Source organism: Bradyrhizobium tropiciagri (genome assembly GCF_001189845.1).
Classification (GTDB): Bacteria; Pseudomonadota; Alphaproteobacteria; order Rhizobiales; family Xanthobacteraceae; genus Bradyrhizobium; species Bradyrhizobium tropiciagri.
In genome coordinates this window covers 61,034-72,687 of record NZ_LFLZ01000045.1, presented here as the reverse complement: position 1 = coordinate 72,687, position 11,654 = coordinate 61,034, and the positions used below count along the sequence as shown (strand labels likewise).

General features: G+C 65.1%; 7 protein-coding genes and 1 pseudogene. 1 reads left to right on the top strand and 7 read right to left on the bottom strand.

Annotated elements, in window-relative coordinates; translation table 11 throughout:
- Positions 1-151: 151 nt before the first annotated feature.
- Both AKN84_RS29290 and AKN84_RS29285 read right to left on the bottom strand, forming a co-directional pair.
- Positions 152-1,003: an SDR family NAD(P)-dependent oxidoreductase gene (locus AKN84_RS29290; protein WP_050423994.1), complete on the bottom strand. Its 852-nt coding sequence runs from the start codon at positions 1,001-1,003 to the stop codon at positions 152-154.
- 4 nt (positions 1,004-1,007) lie between these two features.
- Entirely contained in the window at positions 1,008-1,565 is a 558-nt protein-coding gene (locus tag AKN84_RS29285) for a carboxymuconolactone decarboxylase family protein (protein WP_050423993.1), read from the bottom strand.
- 218 nt (positions 1,566-1,783) lie between these two features.
- On the opposite strand from AKN84_RS29285, the gene ilvD reads away from it, so the two are divergent.
- Entirely contained in the window at positions 1,784-3,628 is a 1,845-nt protein-coding gene (gene ilvD, locus AKN84_RS29280) for a dihydroxy-acid dehydratase (protein WP_050423992.1), read from the top strand.
- Positions 3,629-3,815: 187 nt separating this feature from the next.
- Here ilvD and AKN84_RS29275 read toward each other — a convergent pair whose 3' ends face one another.
- From AKN84_RS29275 to AKN84_RS29255, 5 genes and pseudogenes are all read right to left on the bottom strand, one after another.
- The gene (locus AKN84_RS29275; RefSeq protein WP_050423991.1) at positions 3,816-4,031 is read right to left on the bottom strand and encodes a hypothetical protein; all 216 of its coding nucleotides are present in this window, start codon (positions 4,029-4,031) and stop codon (positions 3,816-3,818) included.
- Positions 4,032-4,435: 404 nt separating this feature from the next.
- Positions 4,436-7,864: an autotransporter outer membrane beta-barrel domain-containing protein gene (locus AKN84_RS29270; RefSeq protein WP_244485563.1), complete on the bottom strand. Its 3,429-nt coding sequence runs from the start codon at positions 7,862-7,864 to the stop codon at positions 4,436-4,438.
- A 758-nt stretch (positions 7,865-8,622) separates the two neighbouring features.
- Positions 8,623-9,671, bottom strand: a pseudogene (locus AKN84_RS29265) (hydroxyacid dehydrogenase).
- 15 nt (positions 9,672-9,686) lie between these two features.
- Positions 9,687-10,583: an amidohydrolase family protein gene (locus AKN84_RS29260; protein WP_050423989.1), complete on the bottom strand. Its 897-nt coding sequence runs from the start codon at positions 10,581-10,583 to the stop codon at positions 9,687-9,689.
- A 2-nt stretch (positions 10,584-10,585) separates the two neighbouring features.
- A complete protein-coding gene (locus AKN84_RS29255) occupies positions 10,586-11,551 on the bottom strand; it encodes a Bug family tripartite tricarboxylate transporter substrate binding protein (RefSeq protein ID WP_050423988.1) in 966 nt (321 codons plus the stop codon).
- Between the last annotated feature and the right edge of the window lie 103 nt (positions 11,552-11,654).

The following is an 11,654-nucleotide window of genomic DNA, read 5'->3' as shown; positions in this document are numbered from 1 at the left end:
GGGTTGGGGTGAGGGGCTGTCTCCCCACACGCGGTGACAGCTGCGTTTGCGGAAACTCCCCCTCACCCGGATCGCATTCCGCTTCGCTGCATGCGATCCGACCTCTCCCCGCACGCGGGGCGAGGTGAAGTGGAGTCCGGCGCCGCCGCCGCTACATCCCGCTCAGCCCGCTATCCACCGCCAGCGTTTGCGCGGTGACGTAGACGCTCTCATCCGACATGAAGAACAGCACGGCATAGGCGATCTCCCACGCCGTCGCCTGGCGGCCGAACGGCACGTGGCCCTTGCCGCGCGACGGCCGGCCGGCGCCGGCCTCGCGGCCGTTCGGGGTGTCGACCAGCCCGGGATAGACCAGGTTGGCGCGGATGCCGCGCCGCGCACCGGTATGCGCGATGTTGCGCATCAGGCCGCCGAGCGCGGCCTTGGAGGAATCATAGACCGCCATCTGCGATCCTGCCTTCAGCGCCGCGATCGAGGAGATGAAGACGATCGAGCCGCCGTCAGCGAATTTCGGCAGAGCGGCACGGCAGCACAGCATCGGGCCGCGGACGTTGACATCGTAGATCCTGTTCCATTCCTCGGCGGTGACGTTGTCGAGCCCGGTCTTGCCGAAGGTGCCGATGTTCAGCACCATGCCGTCGAGCCCGCCCATCGCGTGATGAGCTTCATCAATCATCCTGATGACGTCGGCCTCTTTGGTGACATCGGCAGCGATCGCGAAGGCGCGACCGCCTTCGGACGCGATGCGCGCGGCCGTGTCCTCGGCGGACGCAAGGTTGAGGTCGGCGACCGCGACCTGCGCGCCCTCGCGGGCGAAGAGCAGGCTCATGGCGCGGCCATTGCCGATCGGATCGGTCGCGGCGTCGAACACGCGCTGGCCGCCGCCGACCACCAGGATGCGGCGGCCGTTGAGGCGTCCCCTGCCCGGCGCCGTGCCCGACGATTCCGCGCTCAAGGGACGGACATAGCGCTCCGGCTTGGAGTCTTGCGAGGTCTCCGACATAAGATCACCCACGCTTCTTGCCGCTCTCGTAGACCACCATGCCGGCGGCCGGATCGAGATCGGTCTCGGTCGCTTCGGTCAGCCGCGCCATCATCATGTAGAAGCCGAGCGCAACGATCGTCTCGACGATCTCCTGGTCGCTGAAATGCTCGCGCACCCCTGCGAAGGTCGCCTCGCCCACCCGGACCTTCTCGACCACCTCGCGACCGAAGCCGAGCAGTGCGCGCTCGGCAGCGTTCAGCGAAGCATCGTCGTAATGGCCGCGCTCGACGGCATCGATCTGCGCTTGCGTCACGCCGACGCCGAGCGCGATCGGCACATGCTGGCGCCATTCATAGGCGCCGCCCTCGAGCTGCGCGGCCTGAAGGATCAGCAGCTCGCGATTGACCGCGGAGAGCTTCTGCTTGTGCAGGATCGAGTTGGCGAGCCGCATCAGGGGCATCGCATTGGTCTCGGCATGGGCCATCATGCGGAAGATGTTGAGCTTGACCGGCATGCGGTCGAACGCCATGCGGATGTCGCCGCTCGTGGTATCCGGATCAATCAAAGGCAGCCTTGCCACGCGTCTCTCCCATTTTCGTTGTTGTTGTTCGTTCGATTCTGGGCCGGCTTCCCGGCGCGTCCACGTAATGCACCGCGCCGCCCGAGATCAAGCCGAGCGCTCGGGATTGCCCGAATTGCGGGGTTCAGCCATGCGGTTCCGCGCTTGAATCCGCATCCACGGGCGGGCATAAGGAGCCCCATCTCCCTTAAAAAATGACCTTAGCCCAAGGATTTACGATGCCCGCCTATCGCTCCCGCACCACCACCCACGGCCGCAACATGGCGGGTGCTCGCGGCCTCTGGCGCGCCACCGGCATGAAGAACGAGGATTTCGGCAAGCCGATCATCGCGGTGGTCAATTCCTTCACCCAGTTCGTGCCCGGCCACGTGCATCTGCAGAATCTCGGCCAGCTCGTGGCGCGGGAAATCGAGAAAGCCGGCGGGGTGGCAAAAGAGTTCAACACCATCGCGGTCGATGACGGCATCGCGATGGGCCATGACGGCATGCTCTACAGCCTGCCCTCGCGCGAGCTGATCGCCGATAGCGTCGAATACATGGTCAACGCGCATTGCGCCGACGCGATGGTCTGCATCTCCAACTGCGACAAGATCACCCCCGGCATGCTGATGGCAACGCTGCGCCTCAACATCCCGACCGTGTTCGTCTCGGGCGGCCCGATGGAATCGGGCAAGATCCTGCTCAAGGGCAAGAAGCGCGCGGTCGACCTGATCGACGCGATGGTCGCCGCCGCCGACTCCAACGTGTCGGACGACGAGGTCGAGGTGATCGAGCGCTCGGCCTGTCCGACCTGCGGCTCCTGCTCCGGCATGTTCACCGCGAATTCGATGAACTGCCTGACCGAGGCACTCGGCCTCGCGCTGCCCGGCAACGGCTCGGTGCTGGCGACCCATGCCGACCGCAAGAGCCTGTTCGTCGAGGCCGGCCATCTGATCGTCGATCTCGCCCGCCGCTATTACGAGCAGGACGACGCCAAGGTGCTGCCGCGCAATATCGCGAACTTCAAGTCGTTCGAGAACGCGATGACGCTCGACATCGCGATGGGCGGCTCGACCAACACCGTGCTGCATCTGCTCGCCGCCGCGCGCGAGGGCGAGGTGCCGTTCACGATGGCCGACATCGACCGTCTCTCGCGCAAGGTGCCGGTGCTCTGCAAGGTCGCGCCCTCGGTGCAGGACGTCCACATGGAGGACGTGCATCACGCCGGCGGCATCATGGCGATCCTCGGCGAGCTCGACCGCGCCAGGCTGCTCACGACCAACGGCCCGACCGTGCACGCCGCAACGCTCGACGACGCGCTGAACCGCTGGGACGTGGTGCGGACGACGAGCGACAAGGTGCGCAATTTCTACCGTGCCGCGCCGGGCGGCGTGCCGACCCAGGAAGCTTTCAGCCAGGATCGCCGCTTCGACGAGGTCGATCTCGACCGCGAGAAGGGCGTCATCCGCGGCGCCGCACATGCCTATTCAAAGGACGGCGGCCTCGCCGTGCTGTTCGGCAATCTTGCGGAAGACGGCTGCATCGTGAAGACCGCCGGCGTCGATCAGAGCATCCTGAAGTTCTCAGGTCCGGCCCGCATCTTCGAGAGCCAGGACGCCTCGGTCGACGCCATCCTCACCAACAAGGTGAAGGCCGGCGATGTCGTGCTGATCCGCTACGAAGGTCCGCGCGGCGGCCCGGGCATGCAGGAGATGCTCTATCCGACCAGCTATCTGAAGTCGAAGGGCCTTGGAAAGGCCTGCGCGCTGATCACCGACGGCCGCTTCTCCGGCGGATCGTCGGGCCTGTCGATCGGCCACGTCTCGCCGGAAGCCGCCGAAGGCGGCCTGATCGGCCTGGTCGAGGAAGGCGACATCATCGAGTTCGACATCCCGAACCGCAAGGTCAACCTCAAGGTCGACGACGCCGAGCTGAAGCGCCGGCGTGCGGCGATGGAAGCCAAGGGCAACGCGGCATGGAAGCCGGCGGCGCCGCGCAAGCGCGCCGTCTCGACCGCGCTGAAGGCCTATGCGGCGTTCGCCAGCAGCGCGGCGAAGGGAGCCGTGCGCATCCTGCCGGAGTAATCGGCGGCAGTTCGGCCGCAGCTCCGTTTCACCTCTCCCCATCGGGGAGAGGTCGATTTGCGCAAGCAAATCGGGTGAGGGGCCGCAGCTCAAATGAGAGACCGTAATCCCTCACCCGGCGCTACGCGCGACCTCTCCCAAGGGAGAGGTGATTTTCGATGCCAATAAAGTCTGCTCGCGCGACGCGTCAGCTCACGTGCAAGTCGGCCGCTTCGATCCGGATGCGGTCGGCATGCAGTGACCAGTCGCACAGCGATTGTTCCTGACAGAATTTGACCTTGGCCATCTCGCCTGCCTGGCCCTCGCTCATGGCGTCGATCTCGAGCGCGCCCTGGCAGACCTCGCGCTCGCGGCCATTGCCGCCGAGCACGTCCTTCATGAAATGAACGACGAAGCGTGACATGGAACCCTCCCTGCTGCACCGGCAGAGCCCGGGGGTACCACGCTAGCACTAATGCAAAATAGGCGTGAGTTAATTCGGAAGGACGCCTGCGAATGTTCGCAGCGGGGAAAACTACGCGCCGCCTGCGGCAGGCTGGCGGCCGCGATCGCGACGATCTGCGCAATGCGGCGGCCGATTTTGGCGGGCGCGTTGCGGAGCAATGACTGGACCTGTCGCATGACACATCTTCCTTCCGTGCCCGGGATGGTCGGGCACATCAGGAAAATGGCGATTTCGGGCTAAGTCGTCGATATCTAAGGGAAAATAACAACGGACGCTTCGCGAGGCGGCGCTTTGGCAGTGGGTTTGTTGCCCTATTCGCGTCCGCGACGACGGAGATTTTCTCCAGCGTTCTCGAGCCGCCCTCACCACGTATAGCGCACGACCCCCTTGCCGGCGTAGGACGAGGTGACATCTGAGAACTCGCCTTCAAAGGTCGCCGCCGCAGACCAGCCGTTGCGCCATTTCATCTCGACCGCAGCCGTAGTCAGCGCGGAGTCGGCGGCCGGCGCTGCGCCGTTGACGACGAAGCTTGCGCCGGGCAGCGCCTGGAAGGTCGCGGCGATCGACCGGTCCGGATCATGATCATGCGCCCAGGCGAACCGGGTGCGCAGCGTCAGTACGCCATCGGCCGTCGCAAACGACTTGTCGGTTTGCAGGCCAAGTTCGCTTCTGACGTCGGTCACGCTCTTCGCAACGTAAGTGAGCGCGAAGGCGGTTGAGCCGACGACGGCCTGCTCGGCATAGCCAGGCAGATCGAAGGTCGTGAACTGGCCCGCGGCATAGGGCGTGATGCCGATGCCGCCGATCCATGGCGCGGCGAAACGATAGCCGCCTTCGAGACGGCCGGAATAGGTATTGGCACTGAACTCGGCGCGGAGTTGGTCGATGCCGGCGACCGTCACCGTGCGGTTGGTGGTGATGTCCTGCCAGCCATAAGCCAATGCCGCGGAAATGTAGGCCGCACCATCGGTGTGGCGGATATAGGCGCCGGCCTGGAACAGATCCGATCGGCCGCTGCCGCTGTTGACGACCGAGAAGCTGGTGCCGCCGCCGGCGAGCGCGAAGCCCGCGATCGTGTTCGGCGAAAACAGATAGTCGGCACCGACCGCGGTGCCGTACACGCTGCTGGTGGTATCGTTCGATCCGACGATGGCGTTGCCGTTGGTCGACTGCGAGCCGCCATAGCCCGCCGCCCATACGCTCCAGCGCGGCACGAACGGGACCGGCGGCGCCTTGGTGAACATCGCGAACACGTTCGTCTTCCGTGTGGCGGCATAGGCGGTTGTGTCGCCCTCCTCCGCATAGCCCGATGTGCCCGGCGCCGCACCAATTCCCCCGTTCCGATTCATGGATGGATCAATCAGCAGCCCCAGGAACAGGTTCGTGGCATCGAAGGTGGTCTGCTGCGAGCCGGTCGCCAGTTCACCCGAGGCCTGCGACAGGCCTGCCGGCGTCAGCGTGCCGTAGACCATCGGGATGCCGCCTGTCGTGTTGAAGGAGTTGACCAGCGCGTTCGCGACGGGCTGCTGATTGAGGGTCAGGCCACTGCCGAAGTTCGGTGCGGTCGGGCCTGGCGGTGGCGGCGTGAAGTTCAGCGTGAGATTGAGGTAGGCATGGCCGGCGTCGTAGCTCAGCGTGTCGCTGAAATTTGCCGGCAGGTTCGTGTTGGTGAGCGCGCCGAAGGTGCCGCTGACGCTGCCCGCGCTCAGGATGGTATATTGCTTCGAGATATAGCTGCCGTTGGCGAACGCCGCATTGACGGTGGCACCGCCGAGCGTCGCGCTGCCCGTGACATTGGCAGAGGATGCGGTCGAAGGATTGACCGCCACGCCATAATACGCGCCGGGCTGGAATACGAGATTGCCGTTCACCGTCGTCGACGTGCCCGGCGTGCCGGAGCCTGGCGCGAAGGTGCCGGCGCTCTGGATCGTCGTGTCGCCGACCGAACCGGTGCCGTTGAGCAGGCCGCCGGCCCCGATGGTCGGATCGCTGAGCGAGCCGTTCACCGTCAGCGTCGCGTTGGTCACCGTCGTGCCGCCGGTATAGGTGTTGGTGCCGAGCACGAGGGTCGTGCCGGCGGTCGCGTCGAGGCTCGCAGCACCGCCGAGGCCGTTGATCGCGCCGCCTGTCGAGGTGATGGCGCCGTTGAGCGAGCCGTTCTGCAACATGCCGCCGGCAAGCTTCAGTGCCGCCTGCGTCTGCGTGGTGCCGCCGAGATCGAGCGTACCGCCGCCATTGACGGTCGTCGTTCCGCTCGTCGCGCCCAGCGTGCCGGCGCCCGACAGTTGCAGCATGCCAGCATTGATGATGGTGCCGCCGCCGTAGGTGTTGTTCCCTGACAGCACCAGCGTGCCGTTGCCGGTCTTGGTGACGGCACCCGGCGCGCCGCCAAAGTCCGCGATCACGCCGGATAGTGTGAGCGAGCCGGTGTCGACCTGCGCCGTCCCGCCGTTGCTCCCGATCTGGACCGCACGGGACGAGGTGAAACCGGCGCCGCTGACCTCCAGCGTGCCGCCATCGAAAATCAATTGTCCCGCCCCGAGATTGGCGTCCCCCGAAACAGAGAGCGTGCCTGATGCCAAGGTCGTTCCGCCCGTATACGTGTTGATTCCGGTCAGGGTCAGCGTGCCGGTGCCGACCTTGATCAGCCCGCCGTTCCCACTGAACACGCCGGAAACCGGGGTGATAACGCCGGAGAATGTCGTCGACAGGCCATTGCCGCCGACCGTCAGGGTATTGGCGCCGAGCCGGATGGTGCCGTCCCCTTCGATCGACCCGACCGTGGTGCCGCCTGTCGTGAGGCTCGAAATGTCGAGCGCACCTGTCCCGTTCAGGATGAAGCGCGCGGTGCCGCCGCTGGCCGCGTCTTGAATGGATGTCGTGCCGCCACTGTTGGTCGTGATGGTGGCGTTGCCGGCCGTGCTCGAATTCGCGAACGTCAAATTGAGATTGTTGATGATCGCGGCATTGCCAGCCGTGCTCGCGTTGAAGAAATTGGTTTCGCCGGTGTTAAGGATGCTGGCATTGCCGGCCGTGCTGGTGTCGTGGAAGACCAGAAGACTTTTCGCGATAATTGTGGCGTTGCCCGCCGTGCTCGCGTTGTAGAAATCGAGCAGGGCGTTGTTGAGAATCCTGGCATTGCCGGCCGTGCTGCTGTCACCGAACTGGAGACTCCAGTTATTGGTGATGGCGGCATTGCCGGCTGTGCTCGTGTTGGAGAACCGTGTTGCGGTCTGGGTAAGGTCGTCGGCGACGATGGTGGCGGTTCCAGCCGAGCTGCTGTCGGAGAACAAGAGAATACCGCTATTGTAGATCGTTGCGCTGCCGGCCGTGCTCGCGTTGAGGAATTGTGTTGTGGATACGGCCGCGAAGCCGCCCTCGTTATAGATGGTTGCGCTGCCACCGTTGCTAACAATGCCGGCGCCATTGAACGTAAGTAACTGACTCCCGAAGTATGTGCCAACGTTGAACGTATAAGCGGAAGCCCCGGCATTGAAAGTCCAGCCACCGACGCTGGTGTTCTGCTCCAAGAACCCCACGTTTGAGCTGTTCGTCACTCCGAATGTGGCGGTGCCGGTCGGAACCGTTGCCGGTGTCCAGTTGGCGGCGCTATTGAAATCGAGCATCCCCGGGTAGGGCCCGCCCGCCGTGGGGTTGAGACTCCAGGTCGCGTCCTGAGCCGCGGCCGGCAAGCCGGTCACCAGCAGCGCCACCGACGCAAGCAGCCCGGCACGCAACGAAGCCAGCGTTCGTCGCCCGCACAATCCCGACGCACCGTGTTGGCCGGGCACCACAAGAGTTCCCACTGCATCCCCCTGGAGACGCGCCGCGCGCAGGCGTGTCGGTCGTCGCTCAACGAGGACGCGCATCTTCCCGTTACGCATTCTGTTGCGAGAAACGCGCAGCCTGGCGTTTAACAAAGTTATGTTATGGTAAGATTATGTTATGTTATGAGTCCATCTCGTTCCACGGCCTGCCGAGTGTTCGCTTTGCTGAGCTGGGTTCCAATCAGCGCCTGCGATTTTCTCGATTCATGCAATCCGGCGACGGATGTGTCGGTTCAACGAGATTGTCTCCCACGGCTTTGCAACCGCGAGGCAATCCCGCTTTCCAGGTGAGAGATGCACCGAGTGAAGGGTTCCCTCCCCCCTTTGCGGGAGCGTGAGGGCGCTTGCACTATTTCGGAATATTGGAAATATACCCCTGAGTTGCCCGACGCGTCAAGTTGCCTCGTCGAACGCCGGCAGCCGCCGGCTCCTTTGCATGGGGTTGTTTTCGATATTTTGGCCGCGCGCAGCCGCGGGGCACGCCTCGCTAGTAAGGGACGCACAAGCGGCAGGGTTCCCTCCCCCCTTGCGGGGGAGGGTTTGGGAGAGGGGTACCACACGGGTGCTCTCTCACTTTGCGCTCCAGCGACGCGAGATCCGAATTGCGACGGTCGTGCCTTCGTCGATTGTCTAGCCCGGGGCCACCCCTCTCCCCACCCTCTCCCGCAAGGGGAGAGGGAGCCCAACTAGCGTGCTCACCTGACAAGATGAGCTAGCGCCACCTACCCCGGCAAGAACCCGAACGCCTTCTCGAACCGCTTCGCATAGACCGGCCAGACCTCGGGATTGATGATGCGCGGCGGGCGCTTGCGTCGAGGGCGTCGAGGATCTGCTCGGCGGCGATCCGGCCCATGTTGATGCGCGCCTCGCGGGTGACGCCGGCGGTGTGCGGGCTCGCCAGCACATTGTCGAACTGCAAGAGCGGATGATCCGGCGGCGGCGGCTCCTTGGCCCAGACGTCGAGGCCGGCGCCGGCGATACGTTTTTCACGCAGCGCCTCCTCAAGCGCCTTCTCGTCATGGATGAAGCCGCGCGCGGTCGTGACGAAATAGGCATGCGGCTGCATCAGCGCGAATTCGCGCGCGCCGATCATGCCCCGGCTCTTGCTGTCCAGCGGACAGGAGATCGAGACGAAGTCCGCGCGGCGCAAGAGATCGTCGAGCTCGACCTTCTCCCCGCCTCGCTTCGCCATCTCATCCGCCGAAAGATACGGATCGTAGGCGATCACCTTCATGTGCAGGAGGCCCTTGCACAGCTCGGCGATGCGGCGGCCGACATTGCCGAGGCCGACGATGCCGACGGTCTTCTCCTTCAGCTCGTTGCCGATCAGATCGTTGCGGTTGACATTGGCCTCGCGCCGCAGCCGGCGGTCGGACTGGATGATGCGTTTCGACAGCGTCAGCATCATGCCGAGCGCATGCTCGGCGACCGAATTGGCGTTGCCGCCGGACTGGTTGACGACCAGCACGCCCGCCGCGGTGCAGGCCTCGACGTCGACGGGATCGAAGCCGGCGCCGTTCGAGGAGACGATCAGGAGGTTCGGTGCGCGCTTCAACAGCTCGGCATGGGCATGGAAATGCGGCGCCAGCTCATCGCGCGCCGCGCCGATCTGATAGGCATGCGCATCTGCCAGCACGGGCGCGAACACTGGCTCCGGCGTCTCGTTCTCCAGACGATCGAGCCGGACATCCGGCCGCTTTTTCAGGATATCGACATAGATCTCGTGGGCGAGGTATTTGACGTAGAACACACGCTTGTTGTTGACGGTCATGTCTTCGGGCAGCTTTCAGTTGGGGAAGCCATAGAGTCTTGCGGGATTGTCGACGAGGACGCGGTGCCGGGTCGCGGCATCCGGCGTCCATTGCTGGAACAGCGTCAGCAGATGGCCCGCATCGGGCATCTCGCCCTCGACCCGCGGATGCGGCCAGTCGCCGCCCCACACCAGCCTTTCAGGATTGGTCGAGACCAGCGCCTCGTGGAACGGCCGCGCATCTGGATAATCCGGCGCCCGCTGGCTGAGGCGATGGGCGCCTGACAGTTTGGCCCAGCACCACCCTTCATCGATCGCGCGCAGCAGGCTCTGGAAGCCCGCGGTGTTGATGCCGGCGGAAGCATCGGTGCGGCCCATGTGATCGACCACCACCGGCAGCCCGAGCGCCTTCAGCGTCGGGATCGCCCCGGGCAGATCCTTGACGTCGATCCAGAGCTGCAAATGCCAGCCGAGCTCGGCCATCACGGCCGCATGGGTCTCGGCGACGCCGAGCGGAATGCCGCCGCGATAGTGCAACTGGCCGCCGCGGAAGAAATGGTTGAAGCGCAACGCGCGCACGCCGAGCACATGCCATTGCCGCAGCATGCCCGCCGCCACGTCGGCGTCGGCCACCGCAACGCCACGCAACCGCGCGGGCTCGCGCTGCAACGCATCCAGCATCGCCGAATTGTCGCGACCATGCGCACTGCCCTGCACCAGCACGCCGCGGGCAAATCCAAGCGCGTCGAGCATGCCGAGGTAGTTCGCAAGCGGCGCGTCCGGCGGCGTGTAGCTGCGATCATTGGCATAGGGGAAGCGGTCGGCCGGGCCGAACACATGCGCATGCGTGTCGCAGGCCTTCGCCGGCAGCTTCTCGCGCGGCGGCGTGACGGGTCGCGGCGGCAGGCAGGCGGGGATCTCTGATGCGGCCATCGCTATTCCGCCTTCATGCCGGCGGCCTTGATGATCGGCCCCCATTTGTCGTAGTCGGCCTTGATCTTGGCCGCGAATTGGTCCGGGGTCGAGCTGATCGGGATCGCGCCGAGCTTGCCGAGCCGCTCCTTCACGGCATCGGTGTTCACCGCCGCGACGAAATCATGCGAGATCTTCGCGACGAGATCGGGCGGCATGTTGCCGGGCCCGAGCAGCCCCCACCACACCTCGGTGTCGTAGCCGGGGATGGTCTCCGACATGCTGGGCACATCAGGCAGGAACGGCGCGCGCGAGGCCGTCGTCACCGCCAGCGCGCGGACCGTGCCGGCCTGCAACTGCCCGACCGATTCCGGCCCGTTGTTGAACGACATCGGAATTTGTCCACCGAGCAGATCATTGATCGCAGGCGCGCCGCCCTTGTAGGGAATCCCGTTGAGATCGATTTTTGCAAGGCTGTTGAGCAGCTCGCCGGCGAGATGGGTCGAGGTGCCGTTGCCCGCATGCGCAAACGACAGGCTGCCCTGCTTGGCGTTCGCAGCCGCGATGACGTCGCCGACCGACTTGAACGGCGAGTCCGCGCGCACCAGCAGCACGTTCGGCGACGACGCCAACAGCGAGATCGGCGAGAAATCCTTGAACGTGTCGTAGGGCAGCTTTGGATAGAGGAACGGATTGGTGGCATGGCCGCTCGCCACCATGATCAGATTGTAGCCATCGGGCGCGGAGCTTGCGATCGCCTGCGAGGCGATCACCCCGCCGGCGCCGGGCCGGTTCTCGACCACGATCGATTGCGTCCAGGATTTCGACACCACTTCGGCCAGCGTCCGCGTCAGCACGTCGACGCCGCCGCCGGGCGGATACGGAACGAGGATGTGAACGGCTTTGGCAGGATATGGCTGCGCGGATGCGAGCCCGGCCGCAACCATGGCCGCTGCCGCAATGGCGGTCCGCCAGACCCATCCGGCCATCGACGCCTCCCGTCCCTTGATCGTTCCGTCCCTTTGTCGTTACCGTCTGTATCGCACGCCGGTTCGGCACAGCGATGGCCGAATTGCGCAGATCGCGTTGCGG